The sequence below is a fragment of the Microbacterium sp. X-17 genome (assembly GCF_039615055.1).
Genome location: NZ_JBDHNI010000002.1, coordinates 478,585 through 499,028, shown reverse-complemented (window position 1 = coordinate 499,028; position 20,444 = coordinate 478,585). Strand labels below are relative to the sequence as shown.

At 69.1% G+C, this 20,444-nt stretch carries 27 protein-coding genes, 1 tRNA gene and 1 pseudogene; 21 read left to right on the top strand and 8 right to left on the bottom strand.

Going from position 1 to position 20,444, the window contains the following annotated elements; genetic code table 11:
* Positions 1 to 49 precede the first annotated feature (49 nt).
* The 11 genes and pseudogenes from rpsH to ABCS02_RS10755 form a co-directional block, all read left to right on the top strand.
* The gene (rpsH, locus tag ABCS02_RS10805) at positions 50 to 448 is read left to right on the top strand and encodes a 30S ribosomal protein S8 (protein WP_345835639.1); all 399 of its coding nucleotides are present in this window, start codon (positions 50 to 52) and stop codon (positions 446 to 448) included.
* A 6-nt stretch (positions 449 to 454) separates the two neighbouring features.
* A complete protein-coding gene (gene rplF, locus ABCS02_RS10800; RefSeq protein WP_345835638.1) occupies positions 455 to 991 on the top strand; it encodes a 50S ribosomal protein L6 in 537 nt (178 codons plus the stop codon).
* A 2-nt stretch (positions 992 to 993) separates the two neighbouring features.
* Positions 994 to 1,353: a 50S ribosomal protein L18 gene (gene rplR / locus ABCS02_RS10795; RefSeq protein WP_345835637.1), complete on the top strand. Its 360-nt coding sequence runs from the start codon at positions 994 to 996 to the stop codon at positions 1,351 to 1,353.
* A 35-nt stretch (positions 1,354 to 1,388) separates the two neighbouring features.
* Entirely contained in the window at positions 1,389 to 2,039 is a 651-nt protein-coding gene (gene rpsE / locus ABCS02_RS10790) for a 30S ribosomal protein S5 (RefSeq protein ID WP_345836331.1), read from the top strand.
* Positions 2,039 to 2,224, top strand: coding sequence for a 50S ribosomal protein L30 (gene rpmD, locus ABCS02_RS10785; RefSeq protein ID WP_345835636.1), 186 nt, complete (start codon positions 2,039 to 2,041; stop codon positions 2,222 to 2,224). Before rpsE ends, rpmD begins: the two co-directional genes overlap by 1 nt.
* Positions 2,224 to 2,820, top strand: a complete 597-nt coding sequence (rplO, locus tag ABCS02_RS10780; RefSeq protein WP_345835635.1) for a 50S ribosomal protein L15 — start codon at positions 2,224 to 2,226, stop codon at positions 2,818 to 2,820. Before rpmD ends, rplO begins: the two co-directional genes overlap by 1 nt.
* Positions 2,821 to 2,952: 132 nt before the next feature.
* Complete coding sequence (gene secY / locus ABCS02_RS10775; protein ID WP_345835634.1) at positions 2,953 to 4,275, top strand: preprotein translocase subunit SecY; 1,323 nt, start codon at positions 2,953 to 2,955, stop codon at positions 4,273 to 4,275.
* Entirely contained in the window at positions 4,272 to 4,868 is a 597-nt protein-coding gene (locus ABCS02_RS10770) for an adenylate kinase (protein WP_345835633.1), read from the top strand. Before secY ends, ABCS02_RS10770 begins: the two co-directional genes overlap by 4 nt.
* A 16-nt stretch (positions 4,869 to 4,884) precedes the next feature.
* Positions 4,885 to 5,700 carry a type I methionyl aminopeptidase gene (gene map, locus ABCS02_RS10765; protein ID WP_345836330.1) on the top strand — a complete coding sequence of 272 codons (816 nt, stop codon included), beginning with the start codon at positions 4,885 to 4,887 and terminating at the stop codon, positions 5,698 to 5,700.
* Between the two features lie 9 nt (positions 5,701 to 5,709).
* Positions 5,710 to 6,420, top strand: coding sequence for a thioredoxin domain-containing protein (locus ABCS02_RS10760; protein WP_345835632.1), 711 nt, complete (start codon positions 5,710 to 5,712; stop codon positions 6,418 to 6,420).
* Between the two features lie 148 nt (positions 6,421 to 6,568).
* Positions 6,569 to 7,234: pseudogene (locus ABCS02_RS10755) on the top strand (aquaporin); the annotation flags it as partial.
* Between the two features lie 14 nt (positions 7,235 to 7,248).
* On the opposite strand, the gene ABCS02_RS10750 reads toward ABCS02_RS10755, so the two are convergent.
* From ABCS02_RS10750 to ABCS02_RS10740, 3 genes are read right to left on the bottom strand one after another with little or no spacing between them, the layout of a single operon-like run.
* A complete protein-coding gene (locus ABCS02_RS10750; RefSeq protein ID WP_345835631.1) occupies positions 7,249 to 8,181 on the bottom strand; it encodes an ABC transporter ATP-binding protein in 933 nt (310 codons plus the stop codon).
* Positions 8,178 to 9,257 (bottom strand): iron chelate uptake ABC transporter family permease subunit, encoded by a 1,080-nt coding sequence (locus ABCS02_RS10745; RefSeq protein WP_345835630.1) that lies wholly within the window; start codon positions 9,255 to 9,257, stop codon positions 8,178 to 8,180. Before ABCS02_RS10745 ends, ABCS02_RS10750 begins: the two co-directional genes overlap by 4 nt.
* Positions 9,254 to 10,270: an iron ABC transporter permease gene (locus tag ABCS02_RS10740; RefSeq protein WP_345835629.1), complete on the bottom strand. Its 1,017-nt coding sequence runs from the start codon at positions 10,268 to 10,270 to the stop codon at positions 9,254 to 9,256. Before ABCS02_RS10740 ends, ABCS02_RS10745 begins: the two co-directional genes overlap by 4 nt.
* A 108-nt stretch (positions 10,271 to 10,378) precedes the next feature.
* On the opposite strand from ABCS02_RS10740, the gene ABCS02_RS10735 reads away from it, so the two are divergent.
* On the top strand, positions 10,379 to 11,374 hold the full coding sequence (locus ABCS02_RS10735) for an iron-siderophore ABC transporter substrate-binding protein (protein WP_345835628.1): 996 nt from the start codon (positions 10,379 to 10,381) through the stop codon (positions 11,372 to 11,374).
* A gap of 32 nt (positions 11,375 to 11,406) precedes the next feature.
* On the opposite strand, the gene ABCS02_RS10730 is transcribed toward ABCS02_RS10735, so the two are convergent.
* A complete protein-coding gene (locus ABCS02_RS10730; RefSeq protein WP_345835627.1) occupies positions 11,407 to 11,895 on the bottom strand; it encodes a YajQ family cyclic di-GMP-binding protein in 489 nt (162 codons plus the stop codon).
* A gap of 66 nt (positions 11,896 to 11,961) precedes the next feature.
* Between ABCS02_RS10730 and ABCS02_RS10725 the strand changes: the two genes are divergently transcribed.
* The 3 genes from ABCS02_RS10725 to ABCS02_RS10715 all read left to right on the top strand — a co-directional run bounded on the left by ABCS02_RS10725 (position 11,962) and on the right by ABCS02_RS10715 (position 13,557).
* Complete coding sequence (locus ABCS02_RS10725) at positions 11,962 to 12,453, top strand: FBP domain-containing protein (RefSeq protein ID WP_345835626.1); 492 nt, start codon at positions 11,962 to 11,964, stop codon at positions 12,451 to 12,453.
* Entirely contained in the window at positions 12,453 to 13,391 is a 939-nt protein-coding gene (locus tag ABCS02_RS10720) for a PfkB family carbohydrate kinase (RefSeq protein ID WP_345835625.1), read from the top strand. Before ABCS02_RS10725 ends, ABCS02_RS10720 begins: the two co-directional genes overlap by 1 nt.
* 84 nt (positions 13,392 to 13,475) lie before the next feature.
* Positions 13,476 to 13,557: transfer RNA gene (locus ABCS02_RS10715), tRNA-Tyr, on the top strand.
* Between the two features lie 259 nt (positions 13,558 to 13,816).
* On the opposite strand, the gene ABCS02_RS10710 is transcribed toward ABCS02_RS10715, so the two are convergent.
* Both ABCS02_RS10710 and ABCS02_RS10705 read right to left on the bottom strand, forming a co-directional pair.
* Positions 13,817 to 14,329 (bottom strand): hypothetical protein, encoded by a 513-nt coding sequence (locus ABCS02_RS10710; RefSeq protein WP_345835624.1) that lies wholly within the window; start codon positions 14,327 to 14,329, stop codon positions 13,817 to 13,819.
* 11 nt (positions 14,330 to 14,340) lie between these two features.
* Positions 14,341 to 14,880, bottom strand: a complete 540-nt coding sequence (locus ABCS02_RS10705; protein WP_345835623.1) for a DUF4352 domain-containing protein — start codon at positions 14,878 to 14,880, stop codon at positions 14,341 to 14,343.
* A 204-nt stretch (positions 14,881 to 15,084) separates the two neighbouring features.
* On the opposite strand from ABCS02_RS10705, the gene ABCS02_RS10700 reads away from it, so the two are divergent.
* Both ABCS02_RS10700 and ABCS02_RS10695 read left to right on the top strand, forming a co-directional pair.
* Complete coding sequence (locus ABCS02_RS10700) at positions 15,085 to 15,417, top strand: hypothetical protein (RefSeq protein ID WP_345835622.1); 333 nt, start codon at positions 15,085 to 15,087, stop codon at positions 15,415 to 15,417.
* A 29-nt stretch (positions 15,418 to 15,446) separates the two neighbouring features.
* Entirely contained in the window at positions 15,447 to 16,277 is an 831-nt protein-coding gene (locus ABCS02_RS10695) for a hypothetical protein (protein ID WP_345835621.1), read from the top strand.
* A gap of 408 nt (positions 16,278 to 16,685) precedes the next feature.
* Here the strand turns inward: ABCS02_RS10695 and ABCS02_RS10690 are convergent, their stop codons facing one another.
* Together ABCS02_RS10690 and ABCS02_RS10685 are read right to left on the bottom strand one after the other, a co-directional pair.
* Positions 16,686 to 17,093, bottom strand: coding sequence for an ImmA/IrrE family metallo-endopeptidase (locus ABCS02_RS10690; RefSeq protein ID WP_345835620.1), 408 nt, complete (start codon positions 17,091 to 17,093; stop codon positions 16,686 to 16,688).
* Complete coding sequence (locus tag ABCS02_RS10685) at positions 17,090 to 17,464, bottom strand: helix-turn-helix transcriptional regulator (RefSeq protein WP_345835619.1); 375 nt, start codon at positions 17,462 to 17,464, stop codon at positions 17,090 to 17,092. The genes ABCS02_RS10690 and ABCS02_RS10685 overlap by 4 nt, the downstream gene beginning before the upstream one ends.
* A gap of 94 nt (positions 17,465 to 17,558) precedes the next feature.
* Between ABCS02_RS10685 and ABCS02_RS10680 the strand changes: the two genes are divergently transcribed.
* The 4 genes from ABCS02_RS10680 (at position 17,559) to ABCS02_RS10665 (ending at position 20,415) form a co-directional block, all read left to right on the top strand.
* The gene (locus ABCS02_RS10680) at positions 17,559 to 17,822 is read left to right on the top strand and encodes a hypothetical protein (RefSeq protein WP_345835618.1); all 264 of its coding nucleotides are present in this window, start codon (positions 17,559 to 17,561) and stop codon (positions 17,820 to 17,822) included.
* A gap of 67 nt (positions 17,823 to 17,889) precedes the next feature.
* Entirely contained in the window at positions 17,890 to 18,759 is an 870-nt protein-coding gene (locus ABCS02_RS10675) for an ABC transporter permease (protein ID WP_345835617.1), read from the top strand.
* On the top strand, positions 18,759 to 19,610 hold the full coding sequence (locus ABCS02_RS10670; protein ID WP_345835616.1) for an ABC transporter permease: 852 nt from the start codon (positions 18,759 to 18,761) through the stop codon (positions 19,608 to 19,610). The genes ABCS02_RS10675 and ABCS02_RS10670 overlap by 1 nt, the downstream gene beginning before the upstream one ends.
* 22 nt (positions 19,611 to 19,632) lie before the next feature.
* The gene (locus ABCS02_RS10665; RefSeq protein ID WP_345835615.1) at positions 19,633 to 20,415 is read left to right on the top strand and encodes an ABC transporter ATP-binding protein; all 783 of its coding nucleotides are present in this window, start codon (positions 19,633 to 19,635) and stop codon (positions 20,413 to 20,415) included.
* Positions 20,416 to 20,444: the final 29 nt, after the last annotated feature.

Genomic DNA, 20,444 nt, shown 5'->3' with positions numbered 1-20,444 from the left:
GTCTGTCGTGTAACGGCAGCCGAAACCTCATGAACGAAAGAAGCACCACATGACGATGACAGACCCGGTCGCAGACATGCTGACCCGTCTGCGCAACGCGAACTCGGCGCACCACGACTCCGTGTCGCTGCCGAGCTCGAAGCTCAAGACCCACATCGCGGAGATCCTCAAGCAGGAGGGCTACATCGCCGAGTGGGGCGTCGCGGACGCCCGCGTCGGCTCCACGCTGACGCTCACGCTGAAGTACGGCCCGAACCGCGAGCGGTCGATCGCCGGCATCAAGCGCGTCTCGAAGCCCGGCCTCCGCGTGTACGCGAAGTCGACCGAGATCCCCAAGGTCCTCGGCGGCCTCGGCGTTGCGATCCTGTCCACCTCCTCCGGTCTCCTCACCGACCGCCAGGCCGAGCAGAAGGGCGTGGGCGGGGAAGTCCTCGCCTACGTGTGGTGATCTGACATGTCGCGTATTGGACGTCTCCCGATCGACATCCCCGCTGGCGTGACCGTGACGGTCGACGGCCGCGATGTCGCCGTGAAGGGCCCGAAGGGCGAGCTCGCGCTCACCATCGCGCGCCCGATCGAGGTCAAGGTCGAGGAGGGGCAGGTGCTCGTCACCCGTCCCGACGACGAGCGCGCATCGCGCTCGCTCCACGGCCTGACCCGCACGCTCATCAACAACAACATCGTCGGCGTGACCCAGGGCTACACGAAGGGCCTCGAGGTCGTCGGCACCGGTTACCGCGTCGCGCAGAAGGGCAGCTCGATCGAGTTCGCCCTCGGCTTCTCGCACCCCGTGCTCGTCGACCCGCCGGCCGGCATCACGTTCACGGTCGAGGGCAACAACAAGGTGACCGTGAGCGGCATCGACAAGCAGGCCGTCGGTGAGGCCGCCGCGAACATCCGCAAGATTCGCAAGCCCGAGCCCTACAAGGGCAAGGGTGTCCGCTACGCCGGCGAGGTCGTTCGGCGCAAGGCCGGAAAGAGTGGTAAGTAACCATGGCCGTGAAGTCAAAGTCCGACGCGCGTGCGCGTCGTCACGCGCGTCTTCGCAAGAAGGTCGTCGGCACGGATGCGCGTCCGCGCCTCGTGGTGACGCGTTCCGCTCGCCACGTGTTCGTCCAGCTCGTCGACGACGGCAAGGGCGTCACGGTGGCCTCGGCCTCCACGCTCGAGGCGGACCTGCGCGGGTTCGAGGGTGACAAGACGGCCAAGGCGCGTAAGGTCGGCGAGCTCGTCGCCGAGCGCGCGAAGGCCGCCGGCATCTCGGATGCCGTTTTCGACCGCGGCGGCAACCGCTACGCGGGCCGTGTCGCGGCGATCGCCGACGGCGCACGCGAGGGAGGGCTGAACCTGTGACCGACGCAAGCAACACCACCGGAGAGACCACGGAAGTGACCGACGCCACCGCGCAGGCCGCGACCGAGGCGCCGACCGACCGCGAGCGGGAGCCCCGCCGCGGTGGTCGCGAGCGCAACCCCAACCGCGACCGCGGGACGCGCGATCGTGCCGAGAGCCAGTTCCTCGAGCGCGTCGTGACGATCAACCGTGTGTCGAAGGTCGTCAAGGGCGGTCGCCGCTTCAGCTTCACGGCCCTCGTGGTCGTGGGCGACGGCAACGGCCTCGTGGGCGTCGGCTACGGCAAGGCGCGCGAGGTCCCGCTGGCGATCTCGAAGGGCGTCGAAGAGGCCAAGCGCAACTTCTTCCGCGTGCCGCGTACGGGGTCGACGATCCCGCACCCGGTGCAGGGTGAGGCCGCTGCCGGCGTCGTGCTGCTGCGCCCCGCCGCGGCCGGTACCGGTGTCATCGCGGGTGGTCCCGTGCGCGCCGTGCTCGAGTGCGCCGGCATCCACGACGTCCTCTCGAAGTCGCTCGGCTCGTCGAACACGATCAACATCGTGCACGCGACGGTCGAGGCGCTGAAGCAGCTCGAGGAGCCGCGTTCGGTCGCCGCTCGTCGCGGTCTCGACTTCGACCAGGTCGCCCCCGCACGTCTCGTGCGCGCCGAGGCCGAGGCCCAGGCTGCGCAGAAGGTAGGTGCCTGATGGCCGCGCGCCTCAAGGTGACGCAGATCAAGTCCAAGGTGAGCGAGAAGCAGAACCAGCGTGAAACGCTGCGCAGCCTCGGTCTGAAGCGGATCGGCGACGCGGTCGTCCGTCCGGACGACGCGCAGACGCGCGGATACGTCAAGACCGTCGCGCACCTCGTGAAGGTTGAGGAGATCGACTGATGGCTGACGACGAGAAGGTCGAGGCCGCCGAGGCCCCGGCCGCGAAGAAGGCGCCGGCTCGGAAGCCTGCCGCCAAGAAGGCGCCGGCGAAGGCTGCGCCGAAGAAGGATGCGGCCGTGTCGCGTCCGACGGTGCTCAAGGTCCACCACCTCCGTCCCGTCCCCGGCGCCAACACGCCGAAGACGCGCGTCGGTCGCGGTGAGGGCTCGAAGGGCAAGACGGCGGGCCGCGGCACCAAGGGCACGAAGGCCCGCTACCAGGTCAAGGTCGGCTTCGAGGGCGGCCAGATGCCGCTGCACATGCGCACCCCGAAGCTGCGCGGGTTCAAGAACCCGTTCCGCGTCGAGTACCAGGTCGTGAACCTGTCGAAGCTCGCGGAGCTCTACCCCGCGGGCGGCGACGTCACGGTCGGCGACCTGGTCGCGAAGGGCGCCGTGCGCAAGAACGAGAAGGTCAAGGTGCTCGCCGACGGCGACATCGCGGTCAAGCTCAACGTCTCGGTCGACAAGGTGTCGGGCGCGGCGCAGCAGAAGATCGTCGCGGCCGGCGGCACGGTGACGGCTCTGGCCGTCGCGGTGGACAGCGCCGCGGAGTAAGACCCCGGAGGGGGCCGAGACATCCTCTCGGCCCCCTCCGCCATTTCCGGTGCAACCCGCGAGTTCGCTGCCTGAGCTAACCTGGGTCATTGTGCGCTGTTGGGGGCGCCGGAACCGTCTCTGGAGGAATCCTTGTTCAGCGCTATCGCGCGGGTGTTCCGCACCCCCGACCTGCGGCGGAAGATCGCCTTCACCCTCGGGATCATCGCGATCTACCGCCTCGGCGCTCACGTGCCGTCGCCGTTCGTCGACTTCCCGAACGTGCAGGTCTGTCTTGCGCAGACGTCCGGTGCCGAAGGGCTCCTCTCCCTCGTCAACCTCTTCTCCGGCGGCGCGCTGCTGCAACTGTCGATCTTCGCCCTCGGTGTCATGCCGTACATCACGGCGACGATCATCGTGCAGCTGCTCCGTGTCGTCATCCCGCACTTCGAGACCCTTTACAAGGAGGGCCAGGCGGGCCAGGCGCGGCTCACGCAGTACACGCGCTACCTCACGATCGCGCTCGCGCTCCTGCAGTCCACGACGCTCGTCACCGTCGCGCGCAGCGGCCAGCTCTTCGGCTCGACCGGTGTCCCGGCCTGTCAGAACCTGCTGACGAACGACGCCTGGTGGGCGCAGCTGCTCATGATCATCACGATGACCGCCGGCACCGGCCTCATCATGTGGTTCGCGGAGCTCGTGACCGAGCGCGGCGTCGGCAACGGCATGTCGATCCTCATCTTCACCTCGATCGTGGCGACGTTCCCGGTCGCGATGTGGACGATCCTGCAGTCGCGCGGCTTCGAGGTGTTCCTCCTGGTGCTCGCGGTCACGATCGTCGTGGTCGGGCTCGTGGTCTTCGTCGAACAATCGCAGAGGCGCATCCCGGTCCAATACGCGAAGCGGATGATCGGGCGTCGCACGTACGGCGGCACCAACACCTACATCCCGATCAAGGTGAACATGGCCGGTGTCGTGCCCGTCATCTTCGCCTCGTCGCTGCTCTACATCCCCGCGCTCATCGCGCAGTTCAACCAGCCCGCGGCCGGCCAGCCGGTGCCGGACTGGGTGGCGTGGATCTCGAACTACCTCACGCGCGGCGACCACCCGCTGTACTGGCTGATCTACTTCCTCCTCATCGTCGGGTTCACGTACTTCTACGTCGCGATCACGTTCAACCCGACCGAGGTCGCCGACAACATGAAGAAGTACGGCGGGTTCATCCCGGGCATCCGGGCCGGACGTCCGACCGCCGAGTACCTCGACTACGTGCTCACCCGCATCACGCTGCCCGGCTCGATCTACCTCGGCCTCGTCGCGCTGCTCCCGCTCATCGCCCTGTCCGCCGTCTCGGCGAACCAGAACTTCGCGTTCGGAGGCACGTCGATCCTCATCATGGTCGGCGTCGGGCTGGAGACCGTCAAGCAGATCGACGCGCAGCTGCAGCAGCGCCACTACGAGGGGCTTCTTCGATGACCGAGTCCGTTCTCGCCCGTCTCCTGATCGTCGGTCCGCAGGGCTCCGGAAAGGGGACGCAGGGCGCTCGCATCGCCGAGGCCCTCGGCATCCCCGCGATCTCGACGGGAGACGTGTTCCGCGCGAACATCGCGGGCGGCACGGAGCTCGGTCTGCAGGTGAAGGCGATCATCGACGCGGGCGACCTCGTGTCCGACGAGCTCACCGGCGCCGTCGTGCGCGACCGGCTCGCGCAGCCGGATGCCGCGAACGGGTTCCTCCTCGACGGCTATCCGCGCAACATCGCGCAGGTCCGCGACCTCGACGAGTTCCTCGCCCCTCGCGGTGAGGGCCTGAGCGCCGTCATCGAGCTCGACGTGCCGCGTGACGAGAGCATCGCGCGTCTCCACCAGCGGGCGGTCGACCAGGGTCGTGCGGATGACACGGAGGAGGTCATCGCCAACCGCCTCGCGATCTACGAGCGTGAGACCGCGCCGATCCTCGACGTGTACCGGGCGCGTGGCATCGTCGACGCCGTGGACGGCATCGGGGCGCTCGACGAGGTCACCGAGCGCATCCTGGGCGCCCTCGCGGCGCGCAGCATCTCGGTCTGACGTGCTTCGCCGCGCGATGTACAAGTCGCCCGCGCAGCTCCGGGCGATGGTCGAGCCGGGACGCATCACGGCGGCGGCGCTCGACGCGGTGCGCGCGATCCTGCGGCCGGGCGTGACGACGCTGGAGCTCGATGCGGCCGCGTCTCGCGCGATCACGGCGCGGGGCGCCCGCTCGAACTTCCAGCTCGTGCGCGGCTACTCGCACACGATCTGCGTGTCCGTGAACGACGAGGTCGTGCACGGCATCCCCGGTGCGCGGGTGCTCGAGCCGGGCGACATCGTCTCGGTCGATGCCGGCGCCGAGTACAAGGGGTGGAACGGCGACTCGGCGTTCACCGTGGTGCTCCCGGATCCGGAGCGGCCCGAAGTCGTCGCCGAGCGCGAGCAGCTCTCGACCGTGACGGAGGGCGCCCTCTGGGCCGGCATCGCGCGGCTCGCGACGGCCCGCCACCTCGGCGACATCGGCGCCGCGGTGCAGGACCACGTCGACGGCGCCGGCCTCGGCTACGGCATCCTGCGCGACTACGTCGGACACGGCATCGGCCGCAAGATGCACGAGTCGCCGTCGGTGTTCAACTACCGCGTGTCCGATCCCGGTCCCGAGGTGCGTCCGGGTCTCGTCGTCGCGATCGAGCCGATGATCGTCGCGGGTGACGAGGCGACGTACGTAGACGACGACGGCTGGACGGTCCGTACCGAGGACGGCACAGCAGGCTCACATTGGGAACATAGTGTGGCCGTGCATGATGGCGGTATCTGGGTGCTCACCGCGCCCGACGGCGGTGCGGCGGGCTTGGCCCCGTTCGGCGTCACGCCCCGAGAGATTCGATAAGGACGGGACATGGCACAGGTTCAGCGCAAGGTTCAGCCGAAGCGCAAGGTCAACTGGTTCGCGATCTGGATCAGCGTCGGCGTGGTCGTCGCGCTGGTCGTGATCGGCGGCGTCGTGGTGTTCGCGAACAACGCCGCGAACGGCCCCGGCACGGCGCCGCAGGCGTCCAACATCAACGCGGATACCGGCGCGATCACGGTCGGCACCGGCCCGAAGACGCTCGACACGTACATCGACTTCCAGTGCCCGATCTGCAACAACTTCGAGCAGACGTACGGCTCGTCGATCCAGGGCTGGGTCACCGACGGGACGATCACGCTCAACATCCACCCGATCTCGATCCTGAACCGCCAGTCGAACGGCACCAATTACTCGACGCGCGCGGCCAGCGCGATGTACTGCGTCGCGGCCGCCGACCCGAACGCGGTGCTGCCGTTCCTGCAGGCGATGTACGCGCAGCAGCCGCAGGAGGGCTCGAACGGCCTGACCGACGACCAGATCGTGTCGATCGCGACGGGCGCCGGGGTCACGAACGCCACCGACTGCATCAAGGCCGGCACGTACAAGACCTACGTCGACGCGCAGACGAAGAAGACGCCGATCCAGCCCGGTCAGTCCAGCATCGCGACGCCGACGATCGTCGTGAACGGCACCACGCTCAGCAACCAGACCGACCTCACGGGCAAGCCCGCCGACCTGCTGGCCAAGCTGCAGTCCTAGGGCTGCGCGGACGAGGGACCCCGGATGCCGCGGCGTCCGGGTCCCTCGTCGTTCGGGCGCCCGACCTGGCGGGGCGCCGGCCCGCGGGTCTAGAGTCGGGGCCCAAAGCGGGATCCTTCGATTCCGCGCGGGTCAGAGGGGGACGACGATGTCCGATCGGCGCAGCAGCCAGGCCATGGGGCGCTTCGAGCGGTGGTTCGAGGTCGAGGTCATCGACCCGATGGCGGACTTCCAGAACCCGCGGCAGGAGTGGCGCCGGTTGGTGTCCGAGATCTTCGGCACCTTCCTGCTCGTCACGGTGGCCGCCGGCGGCGGGATGATGAGCCAGGCCTACCCGGGCGTGATCAGCCGCACGGCGGCGGTCGTCGCCCCGGGTCTCATGGTCCTGGGCATCATCCTCTTCATGGGCAAGGTGTCGGGCGCGCACCTGAATCCGGCCGTGACGCTCGCCTTCTCCCTCCGCGGCGACTTCCCCTGGCGCCGGGTACCGGGCTACATCCTCGCGCAGCTGGCCGGCGCGACTCTCGCCGCCTGGCTCCTGCACGCGATCATCGGTGTCTCCGCGACGTACGGCGCGAACTATCCGGCGAGCGGGGCGTCGAACGTGCAGGCCTTCTTCATGGAGGCGCTGCTGACGCTGGGCTTGGTGAGCGTCATCCTGGGCACCGCGTCCGGCGCGCAGAACGTCGGTATCGTCGGCGCGCTCGGCGTCGGCGGCTACATCGCGCTCGCCGGGCTGTGGGGCAGCCCGATCTCCGGGGCGTCGATGAACCCGGCTCGCACGTTCGGGCCGGATCTTGTCGGCCTCGACTTCAGCGACTACTGGGTCTACGTGGCGGGCCCCGTCGCGGGTGCCTGCGTGGCCGTGCTGCTCGCGTTCGCGCTTCGCGGATACGGCGGTGGGCGCAGCGGATCCGAGGCCGCGCAGGGCGAGCTCGACACGGAGGCGCGGCGTCCGGAGAAGTCCTGACGCGTCCCAGCGGTGCCGAGGGGGATCACGTGCGGGCGGCCGAGGACCGGCTCGCGGATAACGGTCGCGGTCAGCCCGAACACCTCGGCGAGCATCGGCTCGGTCACCACATCCTCGGGGGCGCCGGAGGTGACGATCCGCCCCTCCTTCATGGCGACGATCCGCGACGCGTACCGCGCCGCGAGCGAGATGTCGTGGAGAACCATGACCACGGTCCGGCCGTGCCGCACGTTGAGCTCGCGCGCGAGCTCGAGCACCTCGACCTGGTGTGCGAGGTCGAGGAAGGTGGTCGGCTCGTCGAGGAGGACGATGTCGGTCTGCTGGGCGAGCGTCATCGAGAGCCAGGCGCGCTGACGCTGCCCGCCGGAGAGCTCGTCGACGGGGATGTCCGCGAAGGGTTCGACGCCGGTGGCCGCCATCGCCTCGCGCACGATCCGCTCGTCGCCGCGTCCGAACTGCTCGTACCAGCGCTGGTGCGGGTGGCGGCCGCGGGCGACGAGCTCCGCGACGGTGAGGCCGGACGGCGCGGACGGACTCTGCGGGAGCAGGGCGATCGTGCGGGCAACGGTGCGCGTGGGGATGCGGTGGAGCGGGACGCCGTCCAGGAGCACCTGGCCGGCGGTCGGTGTGAGCAGACGACCGAGACCGCGCAGCAGGGTGGACTTGCCGCAGCCGTTGGGTCCGATGATCGCGGTGACCTCGCCGTCGGGCACGGCGAAGTCGAGCCCCGCGATCACCGGCCGGTCACCGTATCCGAGCGTGATCCCGTGTGCGCTGAGCCGAGGCGTCATGCGGTCCTCCGTTGCGAGACGATGAGCAGCCAGACGAGGTAGGGCACGCCGAGCACCGCGGTGCCGATCCCCACCGGAAGCGGCACCGGCGAGAGGCGCGCGGTCAGCACGTCGGCGAGCAGCATCATGAGCGCGCCGACCAGAGCGGATGCCGCGAGCGGCGGGGTGGCGGAGCGGACGAGCAGTCGGGCGATCTGCGGCGCCGCCAGCGCCACGAAGCCCACGGGGCCGGCGAGCACGGTCGCGAGCGAGGCGAGAAGGACCGCGCACAGCAGTGCGGTACTGCGGACGAGGTTCGTGCGCACGCCGAGCGCGACCGTGGTCTCTTCGCCGAATCCGGTGAGGGCGAGCACCCGCGCGAGCGCGGCGGTGAGCACCACGAGGACGGCGGTCACCGCAGCCAAGGGGCCGACCATCGCCCACTCCTCGGCGTTGAGGGAGCCGGTCATCCAGGTCAGCGCCTGAGCCGCGTTCGTCACGTCCCCGAGGGTCAGGAGCCAGGTCACGAGGCTCGCGGCGAGCCACGAGATGCCGAGACCGACCAGCACGAGCCGGTAGCCGTCGACGGCGCCGCGGTACGCGAGCAGGTAGACCGCGACGCCGGCGATCAGTCCGCCGAGGAACGCGGCCGCGGGAAGGCCGAGGAAGGCCGCGGCGCCCGACAGGCCGCCCGCCCCGCCGCCGGCCAGGACGAGCACGCCGACGGCGCCGAGCGACGCGCCCGAGGTCACGCCGAGGATGTCGGGGCTCGCGAGCGGATTGCGCGCGATCGTCTGCGTGATCGCGCCCGCCACGGCGAGGGCGGTGCCGGCGACGATCGCGGCGATGGTCCGCGGCATCCGGAACTCGACGACGGCCAGCTGCGTGCGGGCGTCGGGCGGATCCCCGACCATCGTCCGGAGCACGGACAGCAGGTCGATCGACGTGCCGCCGAGCGAGAGGTGGACGGCGGTGGCGAGCACCGTCGCCGCGGCGAGGGCGGCGACCACCGCCAGACCGCGCGGGCGCCACAGCACGGACACGGCCCCCACGCGGACGACGCGGAGCAACGGGCGCGCCGTGACGGCCCCGCTCACAGCGATGCCATCCGACGGCGCCGGGCCAGGGCGATGAAGAAGGGCGCGCCGACGACCGCGAGCACGACGGAGACGGACAGCTCGCCCGGTCGCGCGATCACCCGCCCCACGGTGTCGGCCAGGATCAGGACGGCGCTGCCGATCACCGCCGCCGCCGGCAACTGCCAGCGGTAGTCGGATCCGACCGCAGCGCGAGCGAGGTGCGGCACGATGAGGCCCGCGAACGCGATCGGGCCCGCGAGCATCACCGCGGTGCCGGCGAGCACGGTGATCGCGGCGACGCCGACGATGCGGGCCCGTTTCCGCGAGACGCCCAGTGCGGCTGCGGCATCCGGTCCGAGCGCGAGCGCGTTGAGTGCGGGGCCGTTCACGAGAGCGAGGACGATGCCGAGGATCGCGAAGGGCCACATGTACGCGATCGCGCCGTTGCGGGTCGCGAGCGAGCCGACCTGCCAGAAGCGCAGCGTGTCGAGCGCGTCGAGGTTGACCAGCACGATCGCGGTCACGAGGGCGCCGCAGATCGCGGAGACCGCGACGCCCGCCAGGACGAGCGTCACCGGCGTCGCGCCGCCTCGCACCCGGGACGCGATCGCGAAGACCAGCGTGGATGCCGCGAGCGCGCCGACGAAGGCGAAGCCGGCCTGCACGAGGCCAGAGGGGTTCCCGAGCGCCGCCACGAGCACGACCGCCAGGGCCGCGCCCTGGAAGATCCCGAGCAGACCCGGGTCGGCGATCGGGTTGCGGGTGTGGCCCTGCACGAGCGTCCCGGCGAGTCCGAGGCAGGCGCCGACCACGATCCCGAGCAGCGTGCGGGGCAGCCGCAGGCGGGTGATCGCCAGGTCCGCGTCCGTTCCGGTCGGCGCGAAGAGCGCCCCCATCACCTGCGCGGGGGTGGTCGGCATCCCGCCCACGCAGACGCTGAGGACCACCGCGAGAGCGAGCACGAGCAGGATCCCCGACAGCACGAGCGGCCGCGGGAGCCTCCGGCGGCGCACGGCGGGAAGGGTGGTCACGGGCATCCTCGGGTCGGACGGTCTTGGGGGGAGTGGTACCAAGTTAGGTAATCCTTCGCTAACCTGGGCGCACCCATCCTACCCATGACGAGAAGGTTCCCCCGTTACATGACTCTCTTGCGCGCTTCCCTCGCCACCCTCGCCGCCGGCGTCCTCGCACTCGGGCTCGCGGCCTGCCAGGCCGCACCCGCGACCCAACCCACCGCCGGCGCGACCGCCGACAGCGGCTTCCCGATCACCATCACCCACGCGATGGGCGAGACCACCATCCCCGAGCGGCCGCAGCGGGTCGTGGCGCTCGACTCCAGCTACGTGGATGCCACGCTCCTGCTGGGCGCCGACCTCGTCGGATACGCCCAGTACCGCCAGGATCCGACGCATCCGTTCGCCCCCTACCTCGGCGACGTCAGCGCGGCGACCGCGGATGCGGTCAACGTCGGCACGGTCGCGGAGCCCGATCTGGAGAAGATCCTGGCCCTCAAGCCCGACCTGATCATCTCGGCGAAGGTACGGCAGGAGGCGCTCTACCCCCAGCTGGCCAAGATCGCGCCGACCGTGTTCTCGGTCAGCACCGGGCCGACGTGGAAGGAGAACGTGGTGCTCCTCGGCACCGCGCTCGGCAAGCAGTCCGAGGCCGAGGGCATCGTCGCCGCGTACGAGAAGCGTGCCGCCGCGGTGGGTGCCGAGATCCTCGCCCAGCGCCCCGACCTCACGTACTCGCTGCTGCGCTTCGCCGGCGAGGACACCGCCCGGCTCTACGCGAGCGACTCGTTCATCGGCGAGATCATGGCGGACATGGGCCTCCCGCGTCCGGCGAGCGCTCCGGACACGACCGCGTCGATCTTCGTGTCCCTATCGGCGGAGCAGATCCTCCAGGCCGATGCCGGCCTCGTGCTCGTGAGTACCTGGCAGCCCGACGGTGCCGAGGGCGACGCGTCGCGTGCGCAGCGCACCCAGTTCGAGTCGAACCCGCTGTGGCAGCGGCTGAGCGGCGACGTGCTCGAGGTCGACGACGGTACCTTCGTCGCGTCCGTCTCGATCCAGGGCGCCAACGCGGTGATCACGAAGCTGGCCGAGCACTTCGGCGTCGACCCGCTCGCCTGACGACCCCGTGGGGTCGTGGATTCAGGAGCGCGTCAGCGGTAGTTGATGAACTGGAGGTCGACGTCAAGGTCGGCGGCCTTCAGCAGACGGATGACCTCCTGCAGGTCGTCGCGGCTCTTGCTCGTGACGCGGAGCTCATCACCCTGGATCTGCGACTTCACGGCCTTCGGGCCCTCGTCGCGGATGATCTTCCCGATCTTCTTCGCGTTCTCCTGCGAGATACCGTCCTTGAGTGACGAGGTGATGCGGTACTCCTTGCCGCTCGCGACCGGGTCGCCGGAATCCAGGCTCTTCAGCGAGATCCCGCGTTTGATGAGCTTCGACTCGAAGACGTCGAGGACGGCTTTCGCGCGCTCCTCGCTGTTCGCCTTGATGAGGATCTGCTCGCCGCTCCACTCGATGGATGCACCGGTGCCCTTGAAGTCGTACCGCTGCTCGACCTCCTTGCGCGCCTGGTTGAGCGCGTTGTCCGCCTCCTGGTGATCCACTTTGCTGACGATGTCGAAGGAGCTGTCGGCCATGCGCGCGAGTCTAGTCGCCGGGGATCGGCATCCCGCCCTGTGGGAGGGGTTCGTAGACTGAGGGACATGCGTGCCCTGACCGAGGACGAAGTACGCGAGTCGTTCGTGAACGCAGCGGACGACGAACTGCGCCTGGTCGCCCTCCCCGCCGACTTCATGCTGACCGACTGGGACCACCTCGATTTCTTCGCGTGGCCGGATCCGCACATCCGCGGCCGAGGGTACCTCGTCACGGAGCGCGACGGGCAGCCGACGGGCATCGTGCTGCGGGCGGCGCAGGGCTCCTCGCAGGCGCACGCCGCGATGTGCAATCTCTGCCACACGATGCAGCCGGCCGATCAGGTCGCGCTCTTCACCGCGCGGAAGGCCGGCCCCGCCGGGCGGAACGGCGACAGCATCGGCACCTACATGTGCACCGACCTGTCGTGCCATGAGAACGTGCGGCTCGCGGCTCCCCTCGCCCCCAGCGAGGTGCGCGCGAGCGTGGACCACCGCATCGACGGCACCCGTGCCCGCACCGAGGCGTTCGTCGAGCGCGTGGTGGAATCGGCCGTGTGATGTCGGCGCCGGCGGGCAGGGTCGTGGTGGTGGGCGATGCGCTCATCGACGAACTGCGCGACGGGGCCAACGTGCGGGAGCTCATCGGCGGCGCCGCCCTCAACGTGGCGGTCGGGCTGTCCCGCCTGGGCGTGCCGGCGACGCTCGTCGCGATGGTCGGCGACGACACGGCGGGCGACCACATCCGCGCGTACCTCCGCGACTACGGGGTGGACCTGATCGCGACGCCGTCACCGCGGGGCACCGCGCGCGCCATCGTCACCCGCAGCGAGCGGGGCGAGCCGAGCTACCTCTTCACCGAGGCTGCGCGGGAGCGGCGCATCCGTTTCGGCCGGGTCGCGCGGGCGGCGTTCGCGGATGCCGCGCTGGTCGTCGTCAGCTGCTTCGCGTTCGACGACGCGGAGCAGACCGCCGAGCTCGAGGAAGCGCTCGCCGGTACGGACGCCGTGCTGGCGGTCGATCCGAATCCCCGGGAGGGCATGCTGCGCGACAGGGCGGCTTTCGTGTCGGGCTTCGAACGGATCACGCGCGGCGCGGCCCTCGTGAAGGTCGGCGCCGACGACGCACAGCTCCTGTACGGGGCGTCGCTCGACGACGTGCGTGCCCGCCTCCTGCGGAACGGCGTCGACGTGGTGCTCGCCACGCGGGGGAGCGCGGGCGCCGAGGTGTCCGTCTCCGGCGCGGGGGCGGAGGTGCGCGTGTCCCGTCCGATCGCGTCCGTGCCCGGCCGGGTCGTGGACACGACCGGCGCCGGCGACGCCGTCCTGGCATCGGTCGTCGCCACGCTGCGGACCGATCCGCCCGCGGATGCTGCGGCATGGGCGGCCGCGCTCGATCGAGCGATGGGGATCGCCGCAGCCACGTGCCGGTTCGAGGGTGCGCTGCTGCGCCTGCCCTCCGCGCTCGACGACATCGACCTCGACGCGCTCGGTACCTGAGGTCGATTTCACGGGCCGCCGACGCGACGATAGGATAGGTGATCGCGCCTCCGGTCGACTGCACAAGCCGGGCGGGTGCGCACTGGCGAGTTACCCAAGCGGCCAAAGGGATCTGACTGTAAATCAGCCGGCGTAGCCTTCGGGGGTTCGAATCCCTCACTCGCCACTCATCGAAGAAAGCCCCGATCAGTTGCGTATTCGCACTGATCGGGGCTTTCTCGCTGGTCGGGGTCCCGACCTGCTGGAGACCTGTCGTGTATGCGATGTGTGTCCCTCGTTCTTGAAGATCTGGAGGCCGGCTCTGCGGTCGAGGTGAGCGCGTTCGCCTCGACCCAGGCACGTACAGGTCGCCGCTAGTGAGCGTCTCCGGTTCGATCCTCTTCCTCCGATGATCAGTCAACTGCTCACGGGCTGAGCCACCGGCGTTAAACGGAGATGTGAAACGAGCGATACTCGTCGGATCCGTCGGTCGCATATCGGTACTTGATAGTCAGCTTCTCGGGTGATGGGCCACCAACCCGGACGACAGCGAACGTGAACGAATCGCCGTACTCGTATCTCCCGTCGTCGTGACTCGTCAAGATCGGCACGAGGCTTTTAACCTCGTTTGGCGTCACGAGCATCTCGCTCACGAGGAGTAGCTGCCGCGACGAGTTCGTTGCTCGAAACGAGTTGTTGCCAATCTGGGCCAGGGACCAGTCGTCGGGCCGCGACTCCTCCCTCCGTAAGCGGTTCGCTTCCTCCTGCGCCTCCGCCTGTCGCACGAACGCAGCGTTTGCTTCCCCAGCCAGACGTGCACTCTCGTCCCGGGCTCGACTCGCTTCATCCCGCGCCTCGTCCGCATCCCGCCGGCTATCGGTCGCTGCCTTTGCCTGCACAAAGGCGAACACCGCTGAGGCGATCGCCGCGCACGCAGCGACCCCCGTGAACCACAACATAGCGGTATCCATCAGAGTGCCCAGCGCGCGATGAAACCGGGGGAGTTGGTGTATGTGACCGCCGTCAGTGTTGCGTCCTGCTGAACGACGAACGTAATCCAACCGCGTCGACACTCGCCGGGCGCGACGGTCTCCTCGCCGAAGGTGTAGTCCGGCTCCGGGAACTGGTTGTAGCCGATGCTGGATGGCTGAAATCTGAGGTTCCCGTTGCCGACGAGACGCCACGGCTGCGACGAGGTCGAGATCGCTGCGTTACCCGTGTTGCAGACCTCGACGTCCGCCGACGCCCACTTGCTGTTCGCGCTCTGGGGGGCGGGTGCATTGGGCGCTGAGTTGGCGTCAAGCGCGTGCACGGTGACGGTGGCGCCGTTGGCTGTTGCGGTGCTGCCGAGTGCGAGCGGGGTCGCCTGGGCAGGCGAAGGGACCGGGGCGGGCGACGCCGTGACTGTCACGGTTCTCGTTACGGTGACCGTCGGTACGGGGCCCGGCGTGCTACACCCCGAGAGGGCGACAGTGCCGGCGAGCGCAGCAACAGCAATCAGCTTCTTCACGATGATCTCCCCACGGATCCAATTCGAGAAACGACCACAGCGTACCGGCGCGTCACCTTCGCCGACAGCTCAGCCGTGTCATCGTATCCGCCGATTTCGCCAGGAGAAGAGTGCGAATTCCCGCCGTGCGGGTCGCTCTGTCGGTGGCGGGGTGCAGACTGTAGAGTCAGGGAACCGGGGCACCGGGGCAAGGAGGGGGATACGATGACGGCCGTCCAGACCCGTCTCTTCGAACTTACGAGCACCGTGAAGTTTCACGCCGTGGAGGCTGACGAGCTGGGGACGTTTGCTGCGAAGCTGAGCGCCTCGCTCGGTGATGTGCTGCCGGACTATCCGGCGGTGATCGCGTTCCTGGTAGACCCGCACCCGGGATCGAATGACATCACCTATGGTCTGCGATTCTCGACGGTTGATCCGGACTTCGCCGAAGACATGGCGACTGAGATCCTGGAGAAGGCGGTGGATCAGATAGGGGCGAGCGAGGGGGCGCAGATCAAAGCTGAACGAGAGGAGTCAGTACTCGTCCTCACACGATGAGGGACTGGCGCCATGCGACGGTCGATCGCGTGGCCGCAGCGGTGTTGTGGCTCTTCCGGCTTATCAAGGGATGGCTGCCGCGAGTACTCGGCGCAGCCGCTTCGCTGGCATTCATCATTTGGGGCGTGAGCGACGGTGACGTCTGGGAAGCGAAAGCGTGGCTGTTCTGGACCGGTGTGGGCCTCGCGGTCGTAGCATTCATCTCCGAATTCCTGGTTCAGCGCCCGAGCTACATGCGCCTCTCGCAGCTTCGTGAAGAAGCTGAGCGCAAGGCCCTCATGAAGTCCGAAGCCCTGGAGCGTGCCCTGGAGATCATGCTCGCTCAACTCGCTAGCTACTGCGGTCTCGAGAGCCACTCTGACCGGATGAGCGTCTATCACTTCCACGAGGACACGTTCTTCTTGGTGGCGCGCATCGCAAAGAATCCCGCGCTTCAGGCCCGTGGGCGCAACAGCTACCCCATGGGACAAGGCGCGATCGGTCGAGCATGGGACGAAGAAGCGGGACTTGCTCTCGTCAACATGCCCACCGGCAGTCGATGGCGTAGCGCCGCGATCAAGCAAGGATTTCCGGCTGAAGTGGCTGATGGGATGAGAATGAAGTCCCTCGGCCTGGGTGCATACCGGCTCGAAGCAGACGGACGTTCCGTCGGGGTTCTCGTAGTGGAATCTAAGAACGCTGGCCGGATCAAGCAGACCCACCTGGACAAGATCGCTGACTCTCACATCGTGGCCGCGATCGCCGAACTTGCCGCAGCATTCGCTCTCATGACTCCAGCTGGTGAAACCTTCGCCGCGACGTCATCGCCGCCCCGGCGACCCTGGCAGTCGGTTCCACCACGAGCGCCCGTGACATCGTGACGCCCTACGGGGATCGATGGCCGCGCCAGGATCGTGGCAACCAGACGATGACACCGTTGGTGGCCTCCGGCCTCGTCCCGGCCTGAGGCCCTGGGACTGGCGTGTCGATCGGCGTCACTTCGGCCTCGCAGGCCACCCGGGCCCCTCACTCAGTCTCGGGTTCCGCGCTATGGCCCACTGCGGCCAGCGCAGCCGACCATAGGCAATGCCGCGGGCTTCACTGTAAATCAGCCGGCGTAGCCTTCGGGGGTTCGAATCCCTCACTCGCCACTTTGTGTGGTCTGCGACATTCGGTGTCATCCGGACGTCAGCTCTCCGCGAGATCAGGTGATTTCGCGGAGACAGGACGTTTGCGTTCCCGAATGTCCTGCGTAGGCGCGATCACCTGATCCGGACGCGCGAGAGCGATCAGGCGGCCTCGGTCAACGGGGCGAGGTGGAGCAGGGCGCGATAGGTCTCGACCAGGTCCGTGGTGACGTCGAGCTCCACCGCCATCCCGCCGGTATGACCCTCGTGGAGGAGCTCGGCGCGGCAGTACTCGCTGAGCGCGATCAGGTGCCGCGCGGCCCACTGGTCCGCCCGCCGCTCCTGCCTCGCGTTCGCCGGGCCGAAGGGGCTCGGGACGTCCTCGAACACGGCGTGCGCGCACTCGTGCGCGAGCACGGAGCGGTGAAGTCGCCGCGGCATCCCGCGCTCGAGCCGGATCAAGCGCCGGCGGTGGTGGTACTCCCCGACGCGATCGTCGGGGAGCCGGCGGGCGTACGCGACGGAGACGCCGAGTGCGTCCAGCGTCGCGAGGAGGTCCTGCTCGTTCATGGGGTGTCCGGTGTCGTCCCTGGGTCGTCCGGGCGAGGCTTCGCCGCGGGTCTCCGAGTCTGCCGGGAGCCTCGGACACGACGACGCTCCGCCAGCTCGTCCGGCTGGGACATCCGTCGCTCCGCGTGATCGAGGACCTCCAGCACCGAGACGCCCAGGATCTGGCAGAGCCCGTTGAGCTGATCGACGTCGATGCCCTTCGAGTGGTGGAAGAAGCGCGACACCTGCGACTGCGAGATGTGCATGGGCGAATCGAGGTGATGCCGCCCGATGGCGGCCTGTGACACGCCCTTCTCGTTCGCGATCGACATCAGCACCGTTGCGACAGCGACCGTCAGCGGACCGGGCGGGAGCTTCTTCCCTGTGGGCATGGTCCGACGCTATCGCATATGGCATATCCGTGCCACCCGATCCGCCTGGGGAAAACTCCTTGACGAGTAATGCCATGTGGCATAGATTCGCGTCATGGACATCACGGGCGGAGACGTGGCGGCGGCACTGAGGGGCCAGCGCGCGATGAGCAAGAAGACGGTCTCTGCCGCGGTGACGGAAGCCGCCCGCCTCTGCGGCACCAGCCCGCGAACACTGCACCGTCGCCTCGGCAGTGGCACCGGTCTGACTCTCGACGAGGTCTCCGCGCTCGCGACAGTGCTGGGCGTGAAGGCGTCGCACATCTACCGGCTCGCGCAGCTCCACCACGAGTCGAGAACGAAGGCGCGGGCGTCGTAGACGCCGCGCGCCCACAGACCTGCATTCACCGACCGCGGCGACGCTGCGGCCTGCCATTGGAGTGGACATGACCATGACCCGTGCCGAGCCGGAGAGGCTCGTCGCGCTCGATCCCGCGCGGCCTCGAGCGCCGCGCCGCCGATCCGGTTCACGCGCGCCGTATCGCGCGCCGAAGCGTGTGCTGCTGGGGATCGGCGGGACCGTGTTCCTCCTCCTCGTCGCGGAGCTCGTCGTGCGGACGGGGGTGGTCGTCGACCCGCAGTACCTCCCGCCAGTCTCTGCTGTGCTGGCCAGGTCGCTGCAGCTGGCGGGGGACCCGGCGTTCCTCGCCGACATCGGCTCGACGATGGCGGCTTGGGTCTTCGCGCTCCTCATCGCGGTCGTGGTCGGCGTTCCCGGCGGCATCGCCCTCGCCACCTCGCGAACGGGTTATGCGGCCAGCTCGTCGGTGATCGCGGCGATCCGCCCGATCCCCGCGGTGGCCCTCATCCCACTGGCCCTCCTCGTGTTCGGCAACGGTCTCGGCATGAAGGTGGGCCTGGCCGCGTTCGGGATCGTCTGGCCGATCCTCTTCAACACGATGTACGGGGTTCGCGACGTCGACCCGGTCGCGCGTGACACGGCGCGCAGCTACGGTATCCGCGGTCCTCGGATGCTGCGTCGCGTGATCCTCCCCAGCGCGGCGCCGTTCATCCTCACCGGGGCGCGGATCGCCGCGAGCCTGGCGTTCGTCATCATCGTCAGCACCGAGCTGTTCGCCGGTGCGTCGAGCGGGATCGGGGCGTTCATCCTGCTCGCCAGCTCCGGCGGCGGCGACACGCTCACCGTCATCGCGGGGGCCGTTTGGGCGGGAGTCATCGGCCTGCTGATCAGCATCGCGCTCCTGTGGGTCGACGGCCGCTTCTTCCGCTGGGCACGTCGAGGGGAGGCCGGCTGATGGCGGCCGCGACGGTTGCTGCGACCCCTCCCCGCGCGCGCAGCGTCGCGGGCGACGTCGGGCGGGGCGTCGCCTGGGTCCTGATCCGGATCTCCGTGCCCGTGATCCTGATCGTCCTGTGGGAGATCGCGGCGCAGAGCGCGCGATCGCTCTGGTTCCCTCCGCCGTCCGCGATCGTCGCGGAGATGTACCGGCTGTGGCTCGCCGGCCCGGCGCCGCTGTTCTTCACGCCCGCCGTCTTCGCCGACATCCTCCCGAGCGTGGGGCGGATGCTGGCGGGTCTCGCCGTCGCGATCGTGGTCGGGATCGTCCTCGGCGTCGTGATCGGGCGTTCGCGCTTCGTGTCGGCGACGACCGAGCCGATCATCCACTTCCTCCGGTCGACGCCCGGGCCCGCGTTGCTCCCCGTGTTCCTGCTCCTGCTCGGCACCGAGACGCCGATGCGGATCGTGTTGATCGCGTTCGCCGCCCTGTGGCCGATCCTGCTCAACACGATCGACGGCGTCCGCGGGGTCGACCCGACGCAGCTGGAGACCGCCCGCGCGTTCGGGCTTCCTCCCTTCGCCCGCGTCATCCGCGTCCTGCTGCCCGCCGCGCTGCCGAGGATCTTCGCCGGCATCGCGATCGCGCTCGCGGTCTCGTTGACGCTCATGGTCGTGAGCGAGCTCACGGTCGCGACCGACGGCATCGGCTACCAGATCCAGCGGGCGACGCAGGTCTTCCAGATGACCGCGATGTGGGCCGGGATCCTGCTGATCGCCGTGCTCGGCGTCGTGCTCAACACGATCTTCGAACTGATCGAGCGCGGCACCCTCCGCTGGTACCGCGGCTCCAAGCGCCATCACGACTGACCGCCCGAGAGAGAGGACTCCCATGGCACTGTTGGACGTCACGTCCCTGCACCACGAGTACGGACCCGGCAACGTTGCCATCGACGACGTCACCTTCGGTGTGCCGGAGGGGCGGTTCACGTCGATCGTCGGCCCCTCCGGCTGCGGCAAGACGACCCTCATGAAGTCGATCGCCGGTCTGCTCCCGTTCACGTCGGGCGACGTGCGCCTCCTCGGGCGGGCGGTGTCGGACGTGCCGGCCGACCTCGCGATGGTCTTCCAGGACTACAGCCGCTCCCTGTTCCCCTGGCTCACGATCGGGGAGAACATCGAGCTCCCGCTGCGCTACCGACACCTGAGCGCGCGCACCCGGCGAGACCGGGCGACGCGCAGCCTCGAGGAGGTCGGCCTCGGCAACAAGGCCGACAAGTACCCCTGGGAACTGTCCGGCGGAATGCAGCAGCGCGCCGCGATCGCGCGCGCCCTCGCCTACCAGCCGCGGATCATGCTGATGGACGAGCCGTTCGCCTCGGTCGACGCGCAGACCCGGGCCGACCTGGAGGATCTCGTCGCCCGGGTGCACCGGGAGCTCGAGATGACGATCCTGTTCGTCACGCACGACATCGACGAGGCCGTCTACCTCGGTGACGAGATCCTCGTCCTCTCGAAGTCGCCGAGCAGGGTCGTGGAGCGGATCACCGTCGACCTGCCCGAGGCCCGCGATCAGGTCGAGACGAAGAAGACCCCCGGCTTCGTCGAGCTGCGGACGCGCGTGGCGGAGCTGATCCGCCGCCCCCGTCCCCAGACCGTGCCGACGACCCCCTGACGTCCCGCACCCCTGCAGCACCCGACACT